Genomic DNA, 25,515 nt, shown 5'->3' with positions numbered 1-25,515 from the left:
TCTATTGTGGCGCGATATGGTGACGTTGCGCCGGAAGTTGAAAAAAAGATGAACGAATCCTCCACGTCGACTTGACGGGGTTCGTTTTCCTTTTCCGTCATTCATTTTTAATGATAATAAGATCGTTGCGGAACTGACGGCAGCAGGAAATATGGGCAGAGACGGCCAGAGAACATGGGAATGAAAACATGACTGGCCTATTTACGGCGGAACAAGGCCGTCTCACTATGTGTCACCGAATTATTGAAAACGATTTGGGCTAAATATACTGTAAATCATGTTTAACTTGGGAATCGAAGCAAGCACCACGGCAAACGTCGTGCGTTGCTCTTGCCTTGCCCAAGATTTGAGCATTTTTGCTTCGACCCGGCGATCGTATTCGTCGTCGGCCGTCGTATACAACGATATTTCGGATTGATTGGTCTTTATTTCGTAGCCACCGCAGTATCGCATTATCGTAACGGCACAATCTGCCCGGTAACGTGTGATGTTTTGCTTCGTATTGGGCAGTGGCCCGTTCGAAGCGGATTTTGAAAATCCAACACAACATGAGGGAAAGTGGATTCCATGACGAGAGAACAGGAACACCCGTCAGGGCCGCAGGCAGACGGCGCACAAGTCGGCAAAACCGGCAAAACAGGCGAGGCGGATGCAGCGCGAGGCGGTGAGGACGGCAAGGCATACGTGCTGAAATGGCATGGCCGGGACATGCGCTGGATGCTGAGCCTGTTCGGAACGGCCATTGGCGCGGGCGTGCTTTTCCTTCCAATCGACGCGGGCGGAGCTGGCATCATCGGTATTGTGCTGATGCTGATTGTGGCCTATCCGCTGGCGTATTTCGCGCATCGGGCGATGTGCCGATTCGTGCTTTCGACCAAGAATCCCGACGATGACATCACCGACGTGGTCGAGCAGCATTTCGGTTTCGGTTTTGGCATGGCTTTTACGATCATCTATTTCGTTGAGGTTCTGGTGATTCTGCTGATGTATTCCGTCTCCATCACCAATACCGCCGAAAGCTTCATCGTCAACCAGCTGCACTTGGCCGCCCCGCCACGCGTACTGCTTTCCTTCATCCTGATTGCGGTGCTGATTCTCATCATGACCTGTGGCACCCGCATCGTCACGCGCGTGATGAGCTGGCTGACTTGGCCGGTCATCGCCGTGCTGGTGATCTTCGCGCTCTACCTTGTTCCGCGCTGGAATCCGTCCATGCTCACCAGCTTCCCCAAGAACGCTTCCGGTGCGTTCGATTTCGGCACCCTTGCGCTTGACCTCTGGCTTTTGGTCCCTGTCATCGTCCTGACGTTCGACCATTCCGCCATCATCTCCTCCTTCTCCGTCAATGTGCGCAGACGTTACGGCAAGTATTCCGACGCGAAAATCGGCAAGATTCTGAAGGTCGGGGAACCGATGATGGTCACCGTCGTGCTCTTCTTCGTCTTAAGCAGCGACCTCGCGCTGACGCCCGGGGATTTGGTAAAGGCCAAAGCGCAGAACGTTTCCATTCTGAGCTATCTTGCCAACATGCTGGGCACTCCGGCCATCTCCTGGATTGCCTCCATTACGGCGTTCGTCTGCATTTTCAAGGCGTTCCTTGGCCATTATCTCGGCGTTGAAGAGGGCCTTGGCGGCATCATCCGCAAGGTGGCACATGTCAAAGGCGTAGTGGTAGAACGCAAGAAACTCAACGTCATCGTCAGCGCGCTGATGTTCCTCGCTTGCTGGTTCGTTGCCTGGGCCAATCCTTCTGCCATCGGCATGATCGAGACCATGGCAGGTCCGTTGATCGCGTTCGTGCTTTTGCTGCTGCCGATGTATGGTGTACGCAAAGTGCCGGCCCTCAAGAAGTATTCCGGCAAGTTGAGCAATGTGTTCATCGTCGTCGTCGGCGTTGTCGCGGTCAGCGCGATTTTCTACAACATCGTCGAATTGTTCATGTGAACTGTTCGATTGAAATATATCGGCAAAACAGTGATTGGCGATATTGAAAATTGATAAATAGAGGTATAAATACTGATGCTTACGGACGGGCCGCAATCCGCCCGTAAGTGTCCTTTTAGACAAGTAGGCTTGAGGACATGCTAGATATCCAATTTATTCGTGAACATCCCGATGTCGTGCGTGAGTCCCAGCGCAAGCGCGGGGAATCCGCCGAGCTTGTAGACGAGGTTTTGAAGCAGGACGAAACCCGCCGTGCCGCGCTCAAATCGTATGAGGAGGCACGTGCCAGCCAAAAGGCCATGGGCAAGAAGGTTGCTTCCGCGGCTCCTGAAGAGAAGGCCGCGCTGATCGCGCAGACCAAGGATTTGGCCAACAAGGTCGCCGAATACAAGAAGACTTCGGACGATGCCTCGGAAGCCTATACCAAGGCCATGTGGCAGTTCTCCAACATCGTCGAGCCCGAGGCTCCCGAAGGCGGCGAGGACGATTACGTGGTGGTGCAGAAGGTCGGCACGCCGCGCGATTTCAAGGCCGAGGGCTTCGAGCCCAAGGATCACCTGACACTGGGTGAGGGCGTCGCCGGCATCGACATGCGCCGCGGCGTCAAGGTCTCCGGGTCCCGCTTCTACTTCCTGCGCGGTGCCGTCGCCCGCATGCAGATCGCCATGCTCACCATGGCCGTCGACCAGGCCGAAGAGAACGGCTTTACGCTGGCCATCACACCGACGCTGGTGCGTCCCGAGGTCATGGCCGGAACCGGTTTTTTGAACTCGCACGCCGATGAGATCTATCGCTTGCGCGAGCCCGATGATCAATATTTGGTCGGTACCTCCGAGGTGGCGCTCGCCGGCATGCATGAGAATGAGATCCTTGATTTGGGCAATGGGCCTTTGAAGTATTGCGGCTGGTCGAGCTGCTACCGCCGCGAGGCCGGTGCCGCGGGCAAGGATACTTCCGGCATCATCCGCGTCCACCAGTTCGACAAGGTGGAGATGTTCGTGTACTGCAAGCAGGAGGAATCCCGGCAGATGCACAAGCAGCTGCTTGGCATGGAGGAGCAGATGCTGGCCAAGGTCGAGGTGCCTTACCGCACTATCGACACCGCCGCTGGTGACCTCGGTTCTTCCGCCGCCCGCAAGTTCGACAATGAGGCTTGGGTGCCGACGCAGGGCCGTTACCGCGAGCTCACGTCTACTTCGAACTGCACCGAGTATCAGGCCCGCCGCCTGAACATTCGCGAGCGTTGCGAGGACGGCTCCACCCGTCCGGTTTCCACGCTGAACGGCACGCTGGCCACCACGCGTTGGCTTGTTGCCATCCTTGAAAACCATCAGCAGAAGGATGGTTCTATCGAGATTCCGAAGGCCATGCGTCCTTACATGGGCGGCCGCGAGGTTATCGAACCCACCAAGTGGGAGGCGTGAGGTTTTTTAGCCTTTATTATTGAAAAGCGCCATAAGTAAGCTGCCAACAGTCACTGAACAGCTTGGTTATGGCGTTTTCTGTAGTTCCGCCATTTTAGCCACTTGAATTTTGCCAGCTGTCTGTTTATGCTGTCAACATTGGGTGGCCGTTAGCAGGGTGACGCGCCTGCTGTCTGCGGGCGGTTGCTATAATTTCATTCGTTGCGTTTGCGGTGCAAGCCGCTAACCGTAACATGGACAGGTGTCTGAGCGGTCGAAAGAGACGGTCTTGAAAACCGTTGAGGAGCAATCCTCCGCGAGTTCGAATCTCGCCCTGTCCGCAAATGGGGGGTTTCGGGCATGTGCTCGGAACCCTTTTGTTTTGCCGGAAAGTAAATTGAAAACAAGTTCTCAAGGAAATCAGCCGTTGGGCTGGTAGCCGATTGATTCGACCCCAGCCCGCGGCTCAAACAAGGAGGACGCAAAAGATACGCCCTGTCGTGTGACGCCGTCCGCTAAAGCTTATTTGCCCGACTTTATGATGCGAACGGGTGATGGAGTCACCCGACATGAACTAGTATAACGCATCCTCAGAGATTCATCTTTGCGATACAATGAATCTATCGCCAAAATCTTCGTGATGGAAGTTTGCGGCGATCGCGCGGGCTGCCCGGTTCGTGTGCCGTCGCTGCGTCACCCGTGGCGCGGCCAAACAAGGATGGGTGTTATGCCCAATAGGAAGAAAGGATCTAGTGGTGACAACTATTTGAAGGAGTCCATCGTGGCGATCGTCGCTGCCTTGATAGCTAAGGCGGACAGCGTCATCATCGACGTCATGCTTGTCGCCATTATCGGCTACTTGCTCGTGATGGACTACCGCAGTAGGCATAGTCTCTGCTAGGTAAAGGGCCTGTTCGGTTGCGCTGAGCAGGCCTCCTTTCTCAGCGTTGTCCCAGTTTCGGGCGATGCTCCCATGATGAGAACATGTACTTTGATTTCGGTTTAATTGCTTTGATAAATATGAATTTTGAATTAGCGGAGTCTATCTTCATTTAAAGATTTATCGTCTCCTGTTGTTGAATCGTCTATAAGATTGTTGAAGTGAGAAATTCGACGGATGTTACGGGAAAGGTGCGTTGACCTTGGAAACGGCAGTAACCGACGTGGTTTTTGGGCTCGATGGGGTGCTCGTTGAATGGGACGGGCGGCGGCCGATTACCGGGCAGTATCCGGAGGGCATCGCCGGCATGATGTTCGACCCTAGTGACGAGTGGGGGATGGAGTTTTACCTGGCGATGCTCGGAAGCGGGTGGAGCGAGGAACGAGTGTTGAACTCGTATGAAAAGCACCATGGGCCAGCCATCGCTTGGGTACTCAAAATGTATCTTGAACACGAAGAGGACGGGTTCATCGGTATGATGCCGGGAATGGCGGAGTTGCTGGGCGAATTGGACAAAGCCGGTGTGCGACTTTGGGGACTGGACAACACCACTGCGAAACACGTTCGTTTGGCACAAGGCCGATTCTCTGAGCTCTCGAAGTTTCGGGATTTCCGTGCTTCTTCCGTCGGCCGTCTTCGTCTGCCTGATCCGTTATTCGTCCGTGGTGCCATTCGTGATTTCGGTATCGATCCGGAAAGTGCATTATTCGTATATAAAGATGCGCGAATCGTCAAAGCCTTGTCCGGCATGGGTCTGAATGCTGTGGCGTTCAAGGATACCGATAACCTGCGCAAAAGTTTGTGATTAATTTCGATAAAGCCTGTGATTGCGGTTCTCAGCTGAATGTAGAGACCCCTGTGAAAGAATAAACACGTTCATGCACATAACCGCGCAGCCGGTGCGACCAGGTATCTGAAACCATCGTCCGGTTGACTACTCCGCGGCTAACGAGGGGAACACCATGGTTGGTCCTTCGACTGATCGCATCCCAAAAACAGCCTCAAGCACGGAGCTTGACGGCCAGGGTATATCAAATAAATTAAACAAGACACAGCAGATTTTCGACGGCGATCCGTCGCTCAAAACCGCTGATGACGTCGCCAAAGCGCTTGACGTCGATCTCGAAACGGGCCTGAGCTCGCAGGAAGCCGAACGCCGTCTGGAACATTTCGGTGCGAACAAACTCAAGGCCGCACCGCCGGTGCCGAAATGGAAGAAATTCCTTGAACAATTCCAGGATCCGCTGGTCTACCTGCTGTTGGCGGCGACGGTCATTTCGGTGATCGCGTGGGGAGTGGAAAAGGCGATGCCGCACCCCGGAGCCGAAGGCGGGGAAGCGCTGCCGTTCGATGCCATCGTCATTGTGCTCATTCTCATCGTCAACGCCGTCATCGGTTACGTTCAGGACGCGCGTGCCCAACAGGCCGTTGAGGCGCTCGCCAAGATGACTGCGCCGCAATCCACGGTGCTGCGTGATGGTCAGGTGCAGCGTATCGATACCGCACAATTGGTGCCCGGTGATGTTCTTGTACTTAGCGAAGGTGACGCGGTTGGTGCCGATGCCAGACTGGTCTTCTCGGCCTCCTTGCGTGCGGCTGAAGCGAGCTTGACCGGCGAATCGGTTCCCGTCGCCAAACAGGCCGGAAAACTTGACGAGGCCAAGGCGCTCGGCGACCGGACCAACATGGTGTTCAACGGCACCGCCATTACGCAGGGTGCCGGTCGGGCCGTAGTGACCGCCACAGGCATGGACACGCAGGTCGGCAAGATCGCCGACATGCTTTCCGCTTCGGACGAAGGCAAGACACCGCTGGAAAACGAGATGGACAACGTCTCGAAGATTCTCGGCCTTGCAGTTTGCGCCATCGCCGTCGTGGTCATCATCGCGCTCGCCGTGATGGAGGGCTTCCATAGCGCGCAGGACGTCATCGACTCGCTGCTGCTTGCGGTCTCGCTTGCCGTCGCTGCCGTACCGGAAGGGCTTGCCGCCATCATGACGGTGGTGCTGGCGCTTGGTGTGCAGCGCATGGCCAAGCACCATGCCATCGTCAAGAAACTTTCGTCGGTCGAGACGTTGGGTTCTGCTTCGGTCATCTGTTCGGACAAGACGGGCACGCTGACCCGTAACGAGATGACCGTGGAACTTGTGGTCACGCCCAGCGGTGAGGCCAAGATTACCGGGACAGGTTACGCTCCGTATGGTGAGATTGTTGGTATTACAACCAATGATGAAGAGGATGTTGAAGATATTGATGCTGGCGATGCCGCAGCAACTAAGTCGATGAATGATGTCGCATCTTCCGAACGCATTAGTGATACCCAACATGCCGAGATCGAGATCCTTCTATTGGCTGGCGTGCTCGCCAATGATGGTGAACTCAACGATACGAAGTCCGCAGCCGAAAATAGCGGACAAAGCGATCAGAACGATCAGAACCGTTGGGAGGCCGTCGGTGACCCGACGGAGGTCTCACTGATCGTCGCCGGACGCAAGGCCGGTCTGCAACGCCGTGCCGCCGACTTCCATCGTGAGATGGAGTTCCCCTTCACCTCCGAACGCAAGATGATGTCGGTGGTGGCCACCGATGCGCGGGACGGCAACCTTTCCGTGTTTGCCAAAGGTGCTCCTGACGTGTTGCTCGGCCATTGCACGCGGATTGTTGACGGTGCCGACGTACGTCCGTTGATCAAGCAGGATCGCGAACGCATTTTGAATGACGTGGAACGTCTGTCTTCGCAGGCCTTCCGCACGCTGGGTCAGGCTTACCGGCCATTGGGAACCGACAGCCTGAGCAATATCGACGGCTTCGACGATGGCCTTGACGACGGCGATCTGGAGGCCCAGCAGGATGCGGTCGAATCCGACCTGATCTGGGCTGGAACGGTCGGCATCATCGACCCGCCCCGTACCGAGGTTCGTGACAGTGTCGCGCAGGCGCACCGTGCCGGCATTCGCACCATTATGATTACGGGAGACCATCCGCTGACCGCGGCTCGCATCGCCGAGGACTTGGGTGTGGCCGATTCCGTCGGTTCGTCGCAATCTTCGGATATGGCCGTATCCAAATCTGCGCAAAAGGCCGGTATGAATGCTGCTATTGAAACCAAAGCGGCAGAAACGACAAATACTGGCATACTTCAACACGGTGTAGCCGAGCATAAGTCAGAAGTCGGTATTTCCAATGTCGCATCGAATATGCCCAAGACCCTGAGCGGCCCGCAACTTGACGAATTGCTCGCCCGCGACGACGATGGCAAGGCTTTTGACGAGGCTGTGGCCACGACCAGCGTCTTCGCGCGCGTGGCTCCGGAGCACAAGCTGAAAATTGTCAAGTCCTTGCAGCGTCACGACAACATCGTGGCCATGACCGGCGACGGCGTCAACGATGCTCCGGCCGTCAAAGCGGCCGATATCGGCGTGGCGATGGGCATCACCGGCACCGAGGTCACCAAGGAATCGGCCAAGATGATCCTTGCCGACGACAACTTCTCCACCATCGTCGACGCGGTGCGCGAGGGGCGCGGCATTTTCGACAACATCCGTAAGTTCCTGCGCTACCTCCTGAGCTCCAACATGGGCGAGGTGTTCACCGTGTTCGGCGGCGTGGTGCTGGCCGGATTCCTGGGCATCACGCAGCCCGGATCCACGGGCGTTACCGTCCCGCTTCTGGCCACCCAGCTTCTGTGGATCAACCTCCTGACCGATGCGGCACCCGCCTTGGCAATGGGTGTGGACCCGAGCGAGGAGGACGTGATGGGCAGATGTCCGCGCAAACCCACCGATCGCGTGATCGACGGCGCGATGTGGATGGACATTATCGTCATCGGCATCACGATGGCGCTGGTCACCCTGATTGGTATGGACATGCACCTTGCGGGAGGCCTCTTCACCGACCGCTCGCTCGGCGGCGGCCACACCTCGCAGATGACGCAGGCGCGGACCATGGGCTTCACCATCCTCGTCTTTGCCCAGATGATCAACGCATTGTGCTCGCGCTCGCACACGCAAAGCGTCTTCAAGGGCCTGTTCTCCAACAAGTGGCTGTGGGGCGCGATCGGCCTTTCGATTGTATTGCAATTGGTGGTGGTCTATGTGCCGTTCCTCAATGTCCCCTTCGGTACCGTGCCGCTGACGCCGTTGGAATGGCTGGAATGCATCGGTCTTTCGCTGGCCGTCTTGGTGGTTTCGGAAGTCTACAAGTTCATCTTGCGCTTCGTGGATGCCAAAAAAGCCAGAAGCAAGAAGTAAAAACAAGCAGGTAATCCTGATTCAGGATTAGGTGAATTGGAATCCGGCAAAACCGTTATCTTTTGGGATAAGACGGATACGTCGACAAATTGTGTGGAGTGCGAGAGGTTTAATGTGGCGAATTAAGCCGCAATAGGTTCGTCTTCACACAATCTGTCGGTCGGCGGCCCAACGCGTCAGCTCGGTGCGGTTGGAAAGCTGGAGCTTTTTCAAGACCGCGCTGACGTGGGTCTCCACCGTCTTGACGGAGATGAACAGTTCCGCGGCAATCTCCTTGTAGGTGTAGCCGCGGGCGATGAGGCGCATGACCTCCTGCTCGCGATGGGAAAGCTTGTCGAGTTCGTCGTCATGTTCCGCCGCTCCCGCGCCTTGGAAGGTGGAGAGCACGAATCCGGCCAGTTTCGGTGAGAAAACGGCATAGCCTTCATAGACCTGAATGATCGAGGAAATCAGATCGTCACCGCTGATGGTTTTGGTGACGTAGCCGCGTGCACCCGCGCGAATCACCGCGCCGACGTCCTTCGGCGAATCGGAAACGGACAGTGCCAGAAATGCGGAATTTGGGGAAAGCGGATGCGATTTGAGCAGTATTTCCGCGCCGCCTCCGCCTTCGCCGCCTGGCACGTGAACGTCGAGCAGCACCACGTCCGGCAAGGTGCTGGCAATCATCGCCACCGAGCCTTCGACATCTGGCGCCTGTCCGACGATGGTGAAATGAGGGCTCAATGTTGCGATGACGCCGGCACGGAACATCTCGTGGTCGTCGACCACAGCCACACGAATGGCGTGGTGATTGGTGTCTGATTCGTTGTTGCGTTGAGCGTCGTTGCCGGCCATTTCACTTTTGCCAGTCGTAATCTCGTTCGAATTGTCACCGTTCATGTTTTCCTCATCGTCATTATTCTATCGGCGTTGTTGCCAATCTTGGTTATTACTTTTGTTCAATACTCAAGTATTTACGATGATTCGTTTTCGGATTTTGTCGTTCATCATTTTATTGTTTCCGTTTGTGTCTCTCCCATGGTGTCCTCAGTGCTGCCGTTTTCCTTCGGGATCGGCATGGTCATGTGGACTTCCGTGCCCCAATTCGGGCGCGAGACGATGTTGACGCTGCCGCCGCGACGCTCGATACGGCCGATGATGGATTGGCGGATGCCGAGTCTGTCCGGCGGAATCGCGTCCTGGTCGAAGCCGTCGCCGTGGTCGCGTACGAAGACCTCGGCCTGTGCGTCCCCGACCTCGCAATAGACCGAAATCGGCTCCGCGCCATGCTGCGCGGCGTTCAACATGGCCTGTTCGCTGGCATTGAGCAGCGCATCGGTCTGGGCGCTGGGTTGCGTGTCGCCGACGGTCACCACGTCGATGGCCTCGCCGAACTGGTCTTCAATGCGTGCCGCGATGTCTTTGAGCCCGCTGCTTACCGACCTATCGGATGGTATCCGTTCCTGATACAGCCACCGGCGCAACTCGCGTTCCTGCTTGCGTGCCAGCGTGAATACGGTTTTGGGTTCGTTGCTGTGCAGCTGGATAAGCGCAAGCGTCTGCAGCACACCGTCGTGCAGGTGGGCGGTCATGTCGGCGCGTTCCTCTTCGCGTTCCTTCAGTGCGTGCTCGTGGCTCAGTTCATGGATGAACCGGTTGGCGAGCGGAATGATGGCCAATGCCACTCCGGCGAGTAGCGCTAGGCCGGCGATTGCGGCCGAAAAGGGCAGGTGGTCGCTGAATGTATGTGAATCGGCGCAAATGAAGTAGCCCACCGCCATCAGCACCACGCCGATAAGCAGGTACCGTATCTGGCCATCAGGCGCGTTGAAGCGGATCCAAGACACCCCGAGCCCGCAAATCGCCATGAAGATGCCGAACGTGAGATCGCCAGGCAGCGGGCTGGTTTCCAGAACCACGGCCAGGGCAATGAGCGTGATGCCGACGAGAGCGATGATCGAAGGTTTCGAAGCGCTCTTGAAAGCCTGTGCGAGGTTTTCGGGGCCGCTGCCTGTTTCGCCGTTGTCTGTTGCGTTCGTGCCTGCTGTGCCGTTTGCGGCGGAAGACGACGAAGGAGGCCGGGATTTTTGTTGTCGAACATTGGAGGAATCGGCGGTGCCGATGCTATTGGCGGTATCGTCATATGGAGGATTATCGACGTTCCCGTATTGTCCATTTGCGATATTGTCGGTATTTCCGTATGACAAAGGTGCGTTCGCGGCCCTCTGCTCGGCTTCACGCCTGTCCTGTTCCGCGGTAACCGGATCCCCGGCCGGAACGAATGCCCACAAAAAGATATAAGCCACGATGCCGGCGCCGAAAAGGAATGATGCAGCCACAAAAGCGAGCCGAATCCAACCCACGGGTATTCCCAGATGCAGACTCAAACCGCGGCACACCCCACAGAAGACACGCTTCTTCTTCGGACGCAGCAACGGTAGGCGCTGTTTCGGCGTCACCGGAAATCCGCTTGCCAGCGCATATTGTCGCCAAGCATACGTCGGCTGGTTGCGCGGGGCTCGGGGCGATTGCCGGTTGTCTGGCGCGTTCTTCGATGACTTCATACTTCCATTGTGCATGATTTTGGGGATTTCAGGGTGGGTTCGAAGCAAAAATCAGGGTTAAATCAGGGTGTTCCCTGACCTTTCTGAGCGTTTCCAGGTGCTGTAATGGAACTATGAGCAACAACACATTTGGTAGCGGCTATCAACAGCCGAACGATATGAGCAATTCCGTTCCGCCCCGGCACGACAAGGTCGACCGCTTTTTCGCGTGGATTCGTGGCAGCGGACTGATGCGCGGCAACAACCGTTGGATCGCTGGCGTGTGCGACGGCATCGCAGTACGTTACGGGCTGAGTCCTGTTTTCGTGCGTGCCATCGTCGCCGCCTCCACGCTGGTCTGCGGTTTCGGCGCGGCGTTTTACGCGGCGGCCTGGGTGCTGCTGCCGGACTGCCGTGACGGCAGGATTTCCGGCGAGGAACTGGTTTACGGGCATTGGCAGTGGTCATTGCTCGGCCCGATTATTTTCATGGTTATCGCGTTTTGTTTCCCCGGCATCGGCGTGTTGCTCGCTGTTATCGCGGTGGTGGTGCTGTTGGTCATGGTCAACAGCCTCGCGAACAAGGCGCAGCAGCAACGCGGAGCCGCATACACGAATAACCCGCAGCAAGGTCAGTATCAAGGTCAAGCTCAGCGGCCGCAAGGCCGATATCAGACCGGATCGATGCCCTATAGTCCTTCCGGCAACGTGAACCCGACGTTTTATTGGAATGCGAATTCTGCGCCGTACGTTCCGCAATCCTGGCAGCAAACGCAAGGAGGTCCGCAAGCTGGAACCCAGCAAACCCGAGGAAACAATGAGGCGACGTTTCGCGAACCGGAGAATGTGAAGCAGAACAGCGGTTTTGATGGTGCTGATGCCGATGCGGATCAGAATGAGTCAGGCGTAAAACCGAATGCATTACGCGACGCCGAAGGGCACGATAGTTTCGGCGATGGCGCGACGGCTCAGAATCGCTCTGGTGATGATGCCGAGCCACACCCTTTCGGTGATAGCAATCATGTATATTCTGCCGGCTCTCCAAGTGCGGGGGGTAGCCAATGCAACCAACGTAACGAACGCCCGAACGTGCCCGGCTTTAACGGGCAGCCTTCTTCGCCGTTTGCCGCCGGACCGTCGCCGGCTTACGCCGCTCCTCCCACCTATATGGCCGAGCCGGCGCAGCCTTACCGGCAAGGTGCGGCTCAGGTCGCAGCGAAAACGTGGGGGCAGAGGCGCACGCGACGCAAGCCTGCCGGATTTGTGGTCGTCCTGCTTACGTTGGGTGCCGTCCTCTTGTCCGGAGCGCTGGTTGCGATACAGTGCTTCAACAACGGCGGCTTCATGGGCACGATTTTCCAGTACGGAACGTATTGGATTGGCGGGATTTTGATATTCCTCGGTGTAATCATTGCAGTGCTCGGCCTGACCGGGCATCGTGCCGGTGGATTGCACCCTTTGGTCTGGATCGCCGCGTTCGTAGCGGTGGTCTTCATCGTTGGTGATATCGGTTATTCCTCTGTACTGACCGGTCTTGAGCAGGAAAGTGTGTCCTATCACAACGTCAATGTCAGTGGCTTCAAGGCCATCGATGGCAGCGACGATCAGCAGCTCAAAAGGCTCAAGCAGGGAACCGCGATCAAAGGTCACAGACTCGATGACGACGCTGTCAACATCGACTTCAGCGATTACGCCAAAACACGCGGCACCCACGATGTCACGTTGAAAGACGGCAGCACGGTTCAGTCCAGCTGCCCCACAGGAACAATCAGGCTTACGGACAGTCAAGCGACGGTATTTGTCACTTTGCCCGCAGGATGCTCGTATGGTCTGAGCCATGAATCCAATGCCAGAGTCGATGGCAGTAGGGTCGAGATCGATAACGCAGACGGGGCGATCATTGTGGACGGGGTCTATGCAGGCAGTGAAATCGGCACGAGATCGCTGGGCAGCGGTTATGTCGCCATCGGCCGCGACATGCAGGTCGGCATAGGCGGAATGAGCTACCAACGTATCGGCTACGGCAGTGGCTACGGCTACGACCAGGACTACCAGTGGTTCACCGAAACGAAGAAGATGCCGAAGAACGGACCCGAACTCGTTATCGATGCCCCGTATATCGTTGAAGGCCGCGTGAGTGTGCAGTATCCCGCGGAAAGTACGGTGCCCAGTTATGCGCAATTTGTCAAAGGCAAGACGACGGGAACATGGAGGCGATGAAAATGGCTGACGAATCGAATGAGGAGAACGAAATGACGAACCCGACTTCCGATAACGGGATGGCTGAAAACGAGGCCATTGTGGCTCAGGGCGTTGATGACGAGACTGCTGAGTCTACACCATTCCAGAAAGATGACGACGAGATGGCCAAGACCTTGCCGTCTGAGAACGATGCTGCCGAATCGCCCGATGCCACGGCTCAACCGGTTCGCAACATCGGAGACGATACCGTCGATACTGAGACCATTTCGGATCAGAACGATAATGATGATGTCACTGAGACCGTGCTGGTCGAAAGCGGTAACGACGACGTCACTGAGACAATGCCGACTGAAAGTGATCACGACGACATTACCGAGACCTTGTCGCCCCAGAACACCGGAGCAGATATGGCTGACAGCGAAGGCAATAATCAAGCGCAAAACGATGATGCCGGAAGTGAATCGCCAGAGGCAGCAGAAACCGAGGCCGAGGCTGAGACTGAAACACACAGCACTTCATCGGACGCGCCGCAGCAAACCGGATATGTGCCGTCGTCGAATTTCGCGAGTGGACCGGTGCCTTCCGGCGCCTATGTGCGCGTGCCGCGTGACCTGCCGCAGCAGATGCCGAAACCGCAACCGCCGACCGGACCGAGCAAGGCGACGATCGTGCTGAGTTTGCTGCCGCTGTTCCTTGGAGCCTTGACCTTGTTCATTGCCTCAACGTTTCCGATGGTTTTCGCGTCCGTTCCTGGAGGCGTCGATGTGCGCTCGCTGATTGCGATGGCCATCGTCCTGTTGGGCGCGTTGCTGATTGTGCTGGCCGTGTTGCTTGCCTTGGCGTCGCTGATTCATCGGTTCGCAGCGAAGCGGAAGATGAGGAACAGGCAATAAGTTTCTAAAATAATAACGGCTATATATCACGATATATCAATGGTGCCGGCGCAACGAAGATGACGTTGCGCCGGCATTTTACGGCTTGATAACATATTTCGCATCCAAGATCGAGGGAGCGGAACGTCACCGGCACTTGCGTTTGGTTGTGGTATCAAAATGTCTTATAGAGTATAGAGCCCGAAGAATGCCATCATTACCAGTGAAGCCACAGCTGAAATAACGCACAGCGCGGCGACGATGAAGTGCGCGGGGGTCCAGAAACCTTGAGATTGATTGTCTTGCGAAAGCCTGTTGCCTCGCGAACGCCATAGTTCCATGACCAGCCAGGTCAGCAGGGCGACGTTGAGCAACGCGATAACATGCATCAGCACCCAGCCCCAACCGAGCAGCGTACCCCGTGAAGTCAATGTCAGGGCCGATTTCGCGGCGATGACGACGTAAGCAAAGAACGCCGCAATGCCGAGTACTGCACAACAGCCGTTCAAGGCCAAGGCTGCTGAAAGTCGGTGCGGGAAGCGGCCATAAGCGGTGCTGGAACCGGATTCGCGAACCGCCGAACCGGTTGCCCACGAATATTCCAAATCGCTTGTGTCAGGATCGATTTTCCCGATTGTTGAGTTGGCTGCCGAGGCCTTCTTTATCCCGTCCTTATCGGGTGAAAGCGAGGAACCTCGTTCGGTTTGCCCACTGCGTTTTACCCAGTGCCCGATGGCAATGCTGAGGCCGACGATTCCCGCCATCGCGGCGCACAGGACGATTGCGGACAGCAACACCAATATTGCGCTCAACGATCCGATCAGCCCGGGTTTGACGCTGGTAGGAACCGCGAGACGTTGCTTCGGCTGGTCGCCGGCGATCTGCGGTGTGATCCATTCGTCGGCCTTGGTGCCGGCGGCGACGGCGTTCGTCCAATCCTCAATGTCGTGAGTGTAATGCTTATCGAGCGGCAGGCCGGGGACGGAGGTGTGTGCGCCGACGCGCATCTGATGGTTTGCGTGGTAATAGCGCACGAGCACGTTCTTGTTGCCAGCTGCACTGGCGCCGTTGATAATGTCGGTCGCGCCCTGCTCGATGGGCATGGAAAGGTCGTCGGTGCCGAAGCTGACCAGAATCGGCATCGTGAGGTCCTTCAGGTACTGTTCGGCAGGAAAATCGGCATATTGCAGCCCAAGTGGCGCAAAGTCAAGACCGATGAATTTGTCCACGTCGCGATTGAGCCCTTTGGGTGCGCCGATATAGTCGACGTAGGTATTGGCGGCCATCGCCATTTGCCGACGCCCGGAAACTGCCGGCGGCGAGGTCAGCATCATGAAGGGGATGGCGTTCGGGTGCCGGTGCGCCATCGCCTCGGCGATCCAAGTGCCTTCCGATTCCGCGTAGATGCCGGCCTGTGCAGGGTCGACATCGGGCTGCGACCGCAGGACGTTGAGCGAGGTCATATAGTCTTCAGCCATCGCGTAATAGTCGCGATGGAACGTGGTGTAGGTGTCAAGCCGCTTGTCCGGCACGAGCGTGACGATGCCTGCCGAACTCATGGCTGAAGCGATGTCGCCATAGACCTCGCTGGCCTTACCGGTGCCTGCCCCATGGATGAACAGCGTCGCCGGACGTTTGCCGGGCGCGCCGACAGGTGAGCGCAGGATGGCGTTGATGGTGACGTTCGGGGCGAGCTGGATCCGCAGGTTTCGGGTGTTGACCTTATAGGTGCCTTCCTGATCGGTTTTTGCGCTGCGGGCTTTGATGGTTGAATCGGCGGAAGTCACCTTGATATGTTGCGTCAGCGGTTCAATGCTCCAACTCGGCGTCATTGCAGTACCCAGCGTCGCCAAAACGGCGACAAGTACCACAAAGACGGCCACGGAGGGGAGGAATCGTTTCAACAATCGCATGCGTGCCACTTTAACGCATCGTTCATATCTTTATACCTACTGTTGCAACGCCTCGGCATCGTCGAGCGACTGGAAGCCGCCGAGCAGTACGGTGTTGCGGATGGTCTCTTCGGTGAGGTTGCGCTTGGCTGCGGTGAGGCTCTTGATGAAGTCGCTGTACAGCCCGAACGTCTTGTCGGAGTATGTGCCGAGCTCGCCGCGCAGATAGGTCTCGAACGACGTTTTTTCGTGGGTGTCTTCTGACGTGTGCAGCACGCGCATTTCTTGGCCGAGTTTGGGATAGCGGCCGCGGAAATCGTCGGCCCATGCCACTTGCTGTGCGATGACCTTCTCCTGCGCGGCAACGCGTTTGGCTGATCGCGGCGGAATATACGGCTCGATATTCGCGTGATATTCCTCCGGCCAGGTCGAGATCATCATGCGGCCGTACTTCTCCGTGATGAGGTTGCGCCCGATGCGATCCGCCTCGTCAAGGTCGTCGGCGTAGCTTTTCAGAAGCGGTACGGGCCAGGTCATGAATTGGCTCAAGCGCATCTGATGGAAGGTCGGCCAGTTGCCTTGGCAGGCCGCACGTCCGCCTTCGTTGTCGGTTTTCTGGAACTGGTCCCATTCGTGCTTCACTACGCGTTCCAGCAGGTCGAGCCGTGCCTGATCTTCTGCGGAAGTGTCTGGCTGTGTTTCTTGCTTCGTTGCGTTTTCGGTCATCATTGCTCTTTTCTTTGCCGCTGCCTTGATGCAGGGCTGGTTCTAAGACCAGTATAGGTTTCGGTATCACTTGAGAAAGCGTTGGTTTTCGGAGCCGGCATTGAAAGCATCGTGGATTGTCCATCTGCGGTTCCGGAACAACCGTTCATCGCTTAATTTCGTAGGTGCAAATAAGAAATTAAGCGAGGGTGCCCATCGTCGAACCGGATTCACAGGCTGTGCAACACCGGATTATCGCTGCCGATGTGTGCCTCGACGTAAGGCCGTTGCCATTCCAGGAATTCCTCATCGCTGCTGGTCAGGCCCTCGTTCTTGAGCTCCGCTACGATTTCGCCGCAGATATGTTCGACGGTCGATTGCACCTGTTCCTGTGCCGGGGCGGAACCTTTGCCGCCTTCGCCGAATCCGGCTCCACCGAAGCAAGCCGCCGAGGAGAGTCGCAGAATTCTTTCAAGTTGCTCGCAGACGTCTGGCAAGACCGTTGACATTCGCCCGGAAAGCCGACGCAGCGCCGCGAACTGCCACTTGTAATAGGGCATGTATCCGGCGCGAATCGGCTCGTTGATCAGGAAGACAAACGAGCAGACGTTGGTGATGAACTCGCGGATGGAGAGCCACGCCGCCGCTCCGTCGCCGCGCTTGAGCATTCGTGGCAGATTGTATTGGCCTGCCTGTGCGATCATGCCAAGTCGGCGGGAAATCAAAGAAAGCCGCACATTGTCAGGCATCATCTTGAAGCCCTGTCGCGTCTTGGAAACGGCCCCGAGCGGGTCGGCGAAGATTTCGCCGTTGGTGGCAGCGGCGAGCGTCGGTTCGTCGAGCAGCAGCCATTCGTGCGGTTTGTCGTCGCTCGGTGCGGCTGGGTAGCCGGTGATGCCGGCGAAAAAATCGCCGATACGGAAGACGCCGGTACGCCGTGAGCCGCCCTGTGCCCGTGCCGTCGATTCGCGGGGGCCGAAGCCCATGAATTCCTGTGGCAGCGCCTCGTAATCGGCCTGCAGCTTCTCGCCGATCGCCGCGTAATCCTCGTCGGTGAGCCACAGGCAGAAACCAGGGCCAAAGTCGTGGTCTTGCGAATATTGATCGTCAAATCCATAGCATTCAGATCCATGTCCGACCAGCCCGGCGGCGACGCGACCCTGATATTCCGGGTATTTCTCGGCGATCATCGGCTTGCCGCACTGTTCCCAGTAGGCGCGTGCAAGTTTAAGGCCGGAGATTGCCGGTTTGGTCTCTGGGACAGGTGCTGAGGCCGCGTTTGTGTCGGCCTGATTTCTGTCTGGCTGATGATGTTCGTTGGGCTGTGACGAGAAGGTTTCATTGGCCGACTCATTCTCATGTCTGATGGGAGTGGAAGCAGTTGACGATTCGGATACAGTCGTGCTTTCGTTGTGAATCCCGTCCGAAGCCGTTTCGGATTTGTTCATATTCCCGGCCGCTTCCCGCGCTGCGCGTGCGGTTTCCTCGACCTGGGCGAGATTGCCTGCGGTGATGCGATAGTAATCGGTATCGGTGCCGTAGCATTCTTCGATGACTTTGAGTGCTTTGCGATAGGCGTCGATGGCCTTGTCGAATAGTCCGGCGGCATAGCAGACCTGTGCATATCCGGCCAATGCCGAGGCGAAGTGGGCGCTGTGTTCGAGATGTCCGTTCTTGTAGATTTCCAACGTTTTCAAGGAGTGTTTCATTGCCTGATCGAGCAGCGAATCGACGGTTTCGGGTGAAGTGGCATCGCTCGATTCCGACCCATCTTGCGATTGTCCGGTAACAGTTGTGTCGCCTTGTAATTTCTGCGTCTCCGTCGTGTCATTCTGTCCGTTTTGCGCTGCCTCGGTGGCCCGCTGCAACAGTACCAGCGCAAGATTGGTATGTGTGGAGGCCACATCGATGTCGGCTTCGGGGTCGGTGCTGGAAGCTTCAAGAATGGAAAGCGCCGTTTCCAGTTCGTTCTGCGCGTCCTTGAGCTTTCCCGTCTCGCTGTAGAGCATGGAAATGTTGTTGTGCAGCGCTGCCATCCGCCGGTCGGTGGGCTTGAGCGTCTTGCGCGCCGATGCCAACGCCTGCTTATACAAGTCTTCGGCCTGATCGTATTGCTTGGCTGCGCGCATGCCGGTCGCCGCGTTGATCAGCGTGGTGGTCCAGGCCTCGGTGCCTTCGATCCCCATTTTCAAGCCCAATTCCAGCGCCCGCTGGATGACCCACTGGTTGTCCTCATGCCGCCCGTGCGAACGATAGAAGCCCATGGTCTCGTTCAATACGGTCAGCAGTCCCGCGTCGTCTCCGGCGTTTTCGGCGTCGACCATGGCCTGTTTGAGGTAGGGTTCGGCCTTGTCCCTGGCTTCGTGCGCGTCGAACAAGGCGTCAAGCCCCTTCAAAAATTCATCGGTGTCGAATGTCGTGCTGGGTGTCGGGGCGGCAGCGTTGTTTGGGTCGCTTGCGTCGTTTTCCACTTCCCCGTGAATTGCAGAATGTTCCTCGCTGAAAGCGCGCAACAGTTCTTCCGGCGTCTTGCCCTGTGCATTGTCGTCCATGACTGCTCCTTTGTCGTATTGCTTCAAGTCTATTGCCGATACGATATTTTGCGGTCTTGCGTCGCTGTGAGCTATGTCACAGATTATTGCGGTTTTGCGCTGCCCCAATTGAAACACGTCCGGCTATGCATCATTATTCTGTTTTTGATGCCTATATTGAAAGTTCACATGGGTTCTTGCAATGAAGCGAGGGCACAATATACCGGCGTTATGTATAGCGGCGTTATTTCGACGAACCGACAGGCTAGACTGGCGGCGGAACAGAAACAGGTCTTGACGGGCTTGCGGTTGGCAAGACGATGGGGGAGCTGCGGTGAAAAGTGGGGGAAACGTCCGGTCTGACGCATTGGCGATCCGACAGCAGCCGGTGAGCGGCAGAACCGAAACGTATGGTCGCGATTCGAGTCGGGACGGTTCGCACCGTCGTACTCAAACCGTAGCCGTACCGGCCAGCGACGGCCCGTGGTCCAAGTTCGTCGGGTTCCTGCATCCTTCGAAGATTGGTTGGCTGATTCCTGCCGTACTCGGTTTTATGGTCGCCTGCTCGAGCCAGGCTGCACAGTTCGGTTGGGTTCCTTTCGACCACGTTTATCTTTATCTGCAGGCAATCTGCTACGCGCTGCTGTTTGCGCTGCTTTATATGATCGCGTTCCGTGGTGTGGAATTCGTCAGGATGCGTGCGCTCGATAATTCAACGGTAAATGGCAGTGTGGATGGGGCATTGCCCGATGTAAATGCGGATAATGATAAAACGTTGCTTGAAAATGTCCCAAGTGACAATGCTGTTGATAGTGATTCTGCTATTGCGATGACGCAAGAACCTGCGCTTTCCGGTGAAAATCTCTCCAATACCGGCAAAGTGCAGAAGGGTTCCAGCGTCTCGAACCGCAAGGTCGCCGTAAGTCATTCTTCTGTCGTTTCATCTCACAAGGGCTTCGCTGCCGTTCGCCATTATTTCCATTTCCGCTATGTCGAGCGCTTTTCCGCCATCGCCGCCGACGCTTCGATATTGTTGTGCTGCTGGCTGCCGTATATCATCCTGCTGTATCCGGGCGTGATCCATTTCGATACCGGCGACCAGATCGCGGAATACTACGGCATGCCGCTCTACGGTATGAACGCCGGCAAGATTTGGGACCATCACCCCTTCCTCGATACTTATTTATACGGCTGGTTTGCGTCGCTTGGCAAGGCGCTGTTCGACAATTACAACATCGGCATGTATATCTATGCGCTGCTGCAGGCCGTGGGCTTCGCGTTCGGCATCGCATGGCTGCTGGCCTATTTGGGCAAAACCAACCTCAATCGCAGGATGCTGCACGGTTTTGCCGCGTTCTTCTGTTTCTTCCCGGTGGTGTCGATGTGCGTCATGTCGATCGCGAAAGACACGACCAGCGCGATGTTGTTCGTTCCTTGGGCGGTGATGTATTGTAAACTGGTTGACAGCAAACTTGAACTGACGCGTAATCCTTGGTTCGTTGCGGCGTTTGCGATTGACGGATTGCTGGTCGCGCTGACCAAGAAACTCGGGCTTTATATCGTGGTCCTTTGCCTGCTTGCGCTGGTCGTCGGCAAGTTTGCGGCGAAATTCAAGGCGGCGCTGGTGGCGCTCGCGGTGGTGCTGTTTGTCATTGTGGACATGGCGATACCGAAATTCGCCTTCCAGCACATCAACGTGGTGCCGGGAACCCCGGAAGCCGCGTTCGCCCTGCCGATTCAGATGATGGCCCGTGCCGCGCACGACCATCCCGACGATATCAGCGATGCCGACCGCGCCGCCGTCGACAACTATCTCGAATACTCGTGGGATAAAATCGGCCGGGACTACGATCCATGGCTTGCGGTACCGGCCATCGGTTGGACGGTGAAGGGCAAAGTCCCGATTTCGCGGTTTGCCAAGGCCTGGCTGGATGTCGGTTTGCGCCATCCCGATTCGTATGTGCAGGGCTTCTTCTGCTTGGAAACCGGGTGGATGACGTTTGACGCCTTCAGCGTCAGTGGCCAAGAAATTCCCAAACCGGTTGCGGTCGTGATGCTGCCGATGACCACTTCCGATACCGCCGCATACACGTACGGCGTGCTTCAGCCGCACACTCCGCCTACGGAGGCCAGCGAGACGGTCAAACAACTTTACCGCATGGTCGTCGATACGCCGGGCATCAACATCCCGTTCTTCATGGCGCTGTGGACGTCGGTGTTGCCGGGGTTCGTTCTGTATTACTTATGGCGACGCAGGAAGGAGCGTCGCCGTGATCTTCTTGCGATGAATCGGAGCAATGATACTGGAACTGGTTATCTGGCCGGTCAAACTAACCGATTCGATACGGCCGGTCAGACTAGCCAATCCAATGCAACCGGTCAGACTAGCCAATCCAATGCAACCGATCAAACTGATCGATTCGATACGGCCGATCAAACTAGCCAGTTAGTCAAGGCCGATAACGAAGCAAGTCGTCCGCTGCGTATTGATGCCGATATCCTTATCGATCAAGTTGGCGGCAATCTCATGGCTCGTGCCACCGCTGCCGGCCGAAGCCTGCTGCTCAAATGCCTGCCGTGGCTTCTGACGGCCGCAAGCCTTTACGTCTGTGCCGAAAGCCTGTCGCGTCCTGGCCGTCCCTCGCCCACACGGTTCGTTTTCCAGCTGGTGCTCCTGACCCCGATGGTGGTTGGTTTCCTATGCAGCGGCGGCGAAGAAGATTCCCGCTAATAACACGGTAATAACCCCGACCCGTTTCCGTCAGGCCTTGAATATGGTGAAACCCCTTGTGCAAAGCAAGGGGTTTCTAGTTGGTCGGGCTGGCGAGATTTGAACTCGCGGCCTCTTCGTCCCGAACGAAGCGCGCTACCAAGCTGCGCTACAGCCCGATGAACAACAGCAATCATGATACAACGACCCCGCGGACGAGTCCACCATGCGTGTCGGATGCAGGTTCTCCTGTTGCTGCTGCTGTATTTCCATGAAGGAAGCTGTAGGTCGCTACGATATTGGCCTATTGGTTTGATTTTGCGTTGTTTCCAGCACTAATTAGGGTACATGTGCTGGGAAAGACGCATTTAGCGTTGCAGAATGCGTTGTTTCCAGCATAAATGTGTGTGAAGCGCTGGAAAAGACGCAAAATGAGTTCATATGGACACATAAGGCGCATGATCGTGTGTATCGGCTGCTCGGTACACTCAGGAATTATGAGCGAAACGAATGAAACCGGCGAAAACCGGAATGAAGAAGAGGCCCAGACCCCGGTAATGTCCACCGTCGAGCGCGCGGAACTGCGCCTCAAACAGGACGAAGCCATTGCGGAAAACATCAATGAGGGTAAGTCCTTCGACGAGGCCATTGACCCGACCAACAAGGAATTCGGTCCGGAAGGCCAGCCAGAACAGGTGCAGATGCGCGTTGCCAAGCGTGCCCAAATGCTGAAGGACGGCGTGGCACCATACCCGGTCGTGGTCGAGGTCAGCGACACGATTCCGCAGGTTCGCGCCAAGTATGAAGGCAAACTCAAGGCGGGCGACGAAACACAGGATGTCGTTTCGATTGCCGGACGCGTGCTCTTCCTGCGCAACGGCGGTGGCTTGTGCTTCGTGCAGCTTGCCGCGGGTGACGGCACCAAGATTCAAGGCATGATTTCCAAGAAGGAGATCGGTGCGGACTCGCTGAAGGCGTTTAAGCAGTTCGTCGATTTGGGCGACCATCTTTACCTAAAGGGACGCGTCATCGCCTCCAAGACCGGTGAGCTTTCCGTTTTCGCCAGCGAATGGAAGATTGCTGCCAAGGCCTTGCAACCGTTGCCTGCGCTGCACAAGGAGCTTACGGAAGACACCCGCACCCGCAAGCCCTATATCGGCATGATCGCCGATGAAAAGATCCGTGATATGGTCCGTCGCCGCTCCAAGGTCGTCACCTCGCTACGTAATACATTTGCCAAAGACGACTTCCTCGAAGTCGAAACCCCTATGCTCCAGACGGTGCACGGGGGAGCGGCCGCCCGTCCGTTCGTCACCCACATGAACGCCTTCGACATCGACCTCTACCTGCGCATCGCGCCGGAACTCTTCCTCAAGCGCTGCCTGGTCGGTGGCATCGAGCGCGTTTTCGAGATCAACCGCGACTTCCGCAACGAGGGCGTCGACGGCACGCACGCTCCCGAATTCACGATGCTTGAGGCCTATCAGGCCTACGGCAACTACGACACCATCGCGGCCCTGACCAAGAAGCTCATCCAGCAGTCCGCCATCGACGCGTTCGGCTCCACCAAGGTCACGCTGCTCAACGGCAGCGAATACGACTTCGGCGGCGAGTGGAAGCAGATTTCGATGTACGAGTCGCTTTCCGAATCGCTCGGCGAGGAAATCACGCCGGAAACGTCTGTGGAGCACTTGGGTGCCATCGCCGACAAGCTTGGCGTTGAGCGCGACGAGGTCGAGAACCACGGCAAGCTTGTCGAGCATCTTTGGGAGCACTTCTATGAGGCCGGTCTGGGTGCCGAAGTCCCGACGTTTGTGCGCGATTTCCCGGTCGAGACCAGTCCGCTGGTCAAGGCGCACCGCAGCAAGAAGGGCGTGGTGGAGAAGTGGGACCTTTACGTGCGCGGCTTTGAGCTGGCCACCGGCTACTCCGAGCTCAACGACCCGGTGGTGCAGCGTCAGCGCCTGGTTGACCAAGCCAAAGACGCGCTCGCGGGCGACGTTGAGGCGATGGATATCGACGAGGACTTCCTCGAGGCGCTGGGCGTCGGCATGCCGCCTGCCGGAGGTATGGGCATGGGCATCGACCGCCTGCTGATCGCGCTCACCGGTGCCACCATCCGCGAGACCATCACCTTCCCGCTGGTCAAACCGCTCAACTAGAACCGGACAGCGCAGAAAAGCAGGCTCGTATCGTCATGGTTTGTCGATTGTCTGCTTACTCACGGTTATGGTCCAGTTGGTTCCGGATTGGATAATTCGTCAAGTGATAGCCGTTTGATGCTGTCTATTTAATACATCGATTGATGTCAGCAAGTTGCTGGCCTTTTTCAGGTCGGCAACTTTTGTATAAAAAACACGGTCGTCAATCCTGCTATAGTTTTACATGGTTTAAGCAATTGTACCGTCGCAAAACGCCGGTTTGTCTCTGAGTTTGCCTGTAAGGGAGTTGGATTCATTTTGAAGAACTTGGATTTGTGGGTCAACGGGTTACGTCCGAAAACGTTGCCGGCATCCATCGCGCCTGTATTAGTCGGTGTCGCTGCGGGGTATCGTCTGTTGAAATCGCAGCCGGCAGGATGCGCCGCTGCTCCAAAAGAACTCCAGGCCTGTGTGGCGGAACCGAGTGGCTTGAGTGCTCCGGCGGCCAACATGCCATGGGGGAAGTTCGCTTTGCTTGCGCTGCTGTGTGTAGTGGTTGCGCTGTTCATCCAGATTGCCGCGAATTTCGCCAACGACTATTCCGACGGCATCCGTGGCACGGACGAGGGCCGAGGTGACGCGGAAGTCAAGACGGCCAAACCGCAGCGTCTCACTGTTTCCGGTCGTGTCAAGCCCGGCCAGGTGCTGGCGGCGGCCGGGGTCAACGCCTTCGTCGCCTGTGTCGCCGGTCTGATTATCACCATCATCACCGGGCATTGGTGGCTCATCGCCCTTGGTGTGCTGTGCCTGCTGGCCGGATGGTTCTATGTCGGCGGCAAACATCCTTACGGATATGCCGGTTTCGGTGAAGTCGGCGTCTTCATCTTCTTCGGCCTGGTTGCGGTGCTCGGCACGCAATATGTGCTGACCGGCCGTGTCAACGCCGAAGGTGTTTTGGGCGCGGTGCTCTGCGGCCTCTTCTCCTGCGCCATTTTGATGGTCAACAATCTCCGCGACGTCGATGAGGACAAGGTCAGCGGCAAGATGACGCTCGGCGTGCGCCTTGGCCGCAAGAACGCACAGACGGTGTTGTTCGTGACCTACCTGGTCCCGTTGGTGCTCACGGTCATCGGCGCGTGCGTTCCTGTTGTGTTGCTCTTCCGCAACTTCAGTGTTGCCGGCCTTGTGTGGGCGATTGTCGCGATTCTCGTTGCGTTGGTGTGCATCAAAGCGGCAACGGGCTTGGTCAAAAGCGTGAACGCTGGCAATTTCGTCAAGGCGCTGCCGATGTGCAGCATGACAGTTTTGTTATTCTCGATAGTCTTCATTGTTGTGGAAATTGCCCTGACCCTGTGAGCGTTCACTGGTCCGGTTTCGTGGTTTTTATTTGAGCGCGAGGTA

At 56.8% G+C, this 25,515-nt stretch carries 15 protein-coding genes and 2 tRNA genes; 11 read left to right on the top strand and 6 right to left on the bottom strand.

Translation table 11 applies throughout. From position 1 onward, the window contains the following. The first annotated feature begins 567 nt into the window (after positions 1-567). The 6 genes from PT275_RS04780 to PT275_RS04755 all read left to right on the top strand — a co-directional run bounded on the left by PT275_RS04780 (position 568) and on the right by PT275_RS04755 (position 8,537). Entirely contained in the window at positions 568-1,944 is a 1,377-nt protein-coding gene (locus PT275_RS04780) for an aromatic amino acid transport family protein (protein WP_277152848.1), read from the top strand. Positions 1,945-2,081: 137 nt separating this feature from the next. Beyond that, positions 2,082-3,368 (top strand): serine--tRNA ligase, encoded by a 1,287-nt coding sequence (gene serS / locus PT275_RS04775; RefSeq protein ID WP_277152846.1) that lies wholly within the window; start codon positions 2,082-2,084, stop codon positions 3,366-3,368. A 235-nt stretch (positions 3,369-3,603) separates the two neighbouring features. Then, a tRNA-Ser gene (locus tag PT275_RS04770) sits at positions 3,604-3,688 on the top strand. A gap of 386 nt (positions 3,689-4,074) precedes the next feature. Then, positions 4,075-4,248, top strand: a complete 174-nt coding sequence (locus tag PT275_RS04765; protein WP_277152844.1) for a hypothetical protein — start codon at positions 4,075-4,077, stop codon at positions 4,246-4,248. A gap of 241 nt (positions 4,249-4,489) precedes the next feature. Continuing rightward, positions 4,490-5,092 (top strand): hypothetical protein, encoded by a 603-nt coding sequence (locus PT275_RS04760; RefSeq protein WP_277152842.1) that lies wholly within the window; start codon positions 4,490-4,492, stop codon positions 5,090-5,092. A gap of 253 nt (positions 5,093-5,345) precedes the next feature. Next, positions 5,346-8,537 carry a cation-translocating P-type ATPase gene (locus PT275_RS04755; RefSeq protein ID WP_348519514.1) on the top strand — a complete coding sequence of 1,064 codons (3,192 nt, stop codon included), beginning with the start codon at positions 5,346-5,348 and terminating at the stop codon, positions 8,535-8,537. A 144-nt stretch (positions 8,538-8,681) separates the two neighbouring features. On the opposite strand, the gene PT275_RS04750 is transcribed toward PT275_RS04755, so the two are convergent. Together PT275_RS04750 and PT275_RS04745 are read right to left on the bottom strand one after the other, a co-directional pair. Further along, a complete protein-coding gene (locus PT275_RS04750; protein ID WP_277153666.1) occupies positions 8,682-9,374 on the bottom strand; it encodes a response regulator transcription factor in 693 nt (230 codons plus the stop codon). A 152-nt stretch (positions 9,375-9,526) separates the two neighbouring features. Further along, complete coding sequence (locus PT275_RS04745; RefSeq protein ID WP_277152838.1) at positions 9,527-11,083, bottom strand: ATP-binding protein; 1,557 nt, start codon at positions 11,081-11,083, stop codon at positions 9,527-9,529. A 113-nt stretch (positions 11,084-11,196) separates the two neighbouring features. Here PT275_RS04745 and PT275_RS04740 point away from each other — a divergent pair, with 113 nt between their 5' ends. Both PT275_RS04740 and PT275_RS04735 read left to right on the top strand, forming a co-directional pair. Next, positions 11,197-13,281, top strand: coding sequence for a PspC domain-containing protein (locus PT275_RS04740; protein ID WP_277152836.1), 2,085 nt, complete (start codon positions 11,197-11,199; stop codon positions 13,279-13,281). Positions 13,282-13,283: 2 nt separating this feature from the next. Then, entirely contained in the window at positions 13,284-14,156 is an 873-nt protein-coding gene (locus PT275_RS04735; RefSeq protein WP_277152834.1) for a hypothetical protein, read from the top strand. Positions 14,157-14,320: 164 nt separating this feature from the next. Here the strand turns inward: PT275_RS04735 and PT275_RS04730 are convergent, their stop codons facing one another. The 3 genes from PT275_RS04730 to PT275_RS04720 all read right to left on the bottom strand — a co-directional run bounded on the left by PT275_RS04730 (position 14,321) and on the right by PT275_RS04720 (position 19,284). Continuing rightward, on the bottom strand, positions 14,321-16,048 hold the full coding sequence (locus tag PT275_RS04730) for an acyl-CoA thioester hydrolase/BAAT C-terminal domain-containing protein (protein WP_277152832.1): 1,728 nt from the start codon (positions 16,046-16,048) through the stop codon (positions 14,321-14,323). Positions 16,049-16,084: 36 nt separating this feature from the next. Further along, a complete protein-coding gene (locus PT275_RS04725; RefSeq protein ID WP_277152830.1) occupies positions 16,085-16,756 on the bottom strand; it encodes a DUF4125 family protein in 672 nt (223 codons plus the stop codon). Between the two features lie 206 nt (positions 16,757-16,962). Further along, positions 16,963-19,284 carry a DUF4037 domain-containing protein gene (locus PT275_RS04720; protein ID WP_277152828.1) on the bottom strand — a complete coding sequence of 774 codons (2,322 nt, stop codon included), beginning with the start codon at positions 19,282-19,284 and terminating at the stop codon, positions 16,963-16,965. A gap of 313 nt (positions 19,285-19,597) precedes the next feature. Here PT275_RS04720 and PT275_RS04715 point away from each other — a divergent pair, with 313 nt between their 5' ends. Then, a complete protein-coding gene (locus tag PT275_RS04715) occupies positions 19,598-21,994 on the top strand; it encodes a DUF6020 family protein (RefSeq protein ID WP_277152826.1) in 2,397 nt (798 codons plus the stop codon). A gap of 81 nt (positions 21,995-22,075) precedes the next feature. Here the strand turns inward: PT275_RS04715 and PT275_RS04710 are convergent. Then, a tRNA-Pro gene (locus PT275_RS04710) sits at positions 22,076-22,152 on the bottom strand. 318 nt (positions 22,153-22,470) lie between these two features. On the opposite strand from PT275_RS04710, the gene lysS reads away from it, so the two are divergent. Together lysS and menA are read left to right on the top strand one after the other, a co-directional pair. Further along, positions 22,471-24,135, top strand: a complete 1,665-nt coding sequence (lysS, locus tag PT275_RS04705; RefSeq protein WP_277152824.1) for a lysine--tRNA ligase — start codon at positions 22,471-22,473, stop codon at positions 24,133-24,135. A gap of 297 nt (positions 24,136-24,432) precedes the next feature. Next, positions 24,433-25,470: a 1,4-dihydroxy-2-naphthoate octaprenyltransferase gene (menA, locus tag PT275_RS04700; RefSeq protein WP_277152822.1), complete on the top strand. Its 1,038-nt coding sequence runs from the start codon at positions 24,433-24,435 to the stop codon at positions 25,468-25,470. Positions 25,471-25,515 lie beyond the last annotated feature (45 nt).

The organism is Bifidobacterium sp. ESL0745, assembly GCF_029433335.1.
GTDB lineage: Bacteria > Actinomycetota > Actinomycetes > Actinomycetales > Bifidobacteriaceae > Bifidobacterium.
The sequence above is the reverse complement of the archived record's forward strand: the minus strand, read 5'-3'. Positions and strand labels throughout refer to the sequence as shown.

Coding starts and splice junctions, on each gene's coding strand:
- PT275_RS04780 (WP_277152848.1), top strand. CDS start 568: ATGACGAGAGAACAGGAACACCCGTCAGGGCCGCAGGCAGACGGCGCA.
- serS (WP_277152846.1), top strand. CDS start 2,082: ATGCTAGATATCCAATTTATTCGTGAACATCCCGATGTCGTGCGTGAG.
- PT275_RS04765 (WP_277152844.1), top strand. CDS start 4,075: ATGCCCAATAGGAAGAAAGGATCTAGTGGTGACAACTATTTGAAGGAG.
- PT275_RS04750 (WP_277153666.1), bottom strand. CDS start 9,374: ATGGCCGGCAACGACGCTCAACGCAACAACGAATCAGACACCAATCAC.
- PT275_RS04745 (WP_277152838.1), bottom strand. CDS start 11,083: ATGAAGTCATCGAAGAACGCGCCAGACAACCGGCAATCGCCCCGAGCC.
- PT275_RS04740 (WP_277152836.1), top strand. CDS start 11,197: ATGAGCAACAACACATTTGGTAGCGGCTATCAACAGCCGAACGATATG.
- PT275_RS04735 (WP_277152834.1), top strand. CDS start 13,284: ATGGCTGACGAATCGAATGAGGAGAACGAAATGACGAACCCGACTTCC.
- PT275_RS04730 (WP_277152832.1), bottom strand. CDS start 16,048: ATGCGATTGTTGAAACGATTCCTCCCCTCCGTGGCCGTCTTTGTGGTA.
- PT275_RS04725 (WP_277152830.1), bottom strand. CDS start 16,756: ATGATGACCGAAAACGCAACGAAGCAAGAAACACAGCCAGACACTTCC.
- PT275_RS04720 (WP_277152828.1), bottom strand. CDS start 19,284: ATGGACGACAATGCACAGGGCAAGACGCCGGAAGAACTGTTGCGCGCT.
- lysS (WP_277152824.1), top strand. CDS start 22,471: ATGAGCGAAACGAATGAAACCGGCGAAAACCGGAATGAAGAAGAGGCC.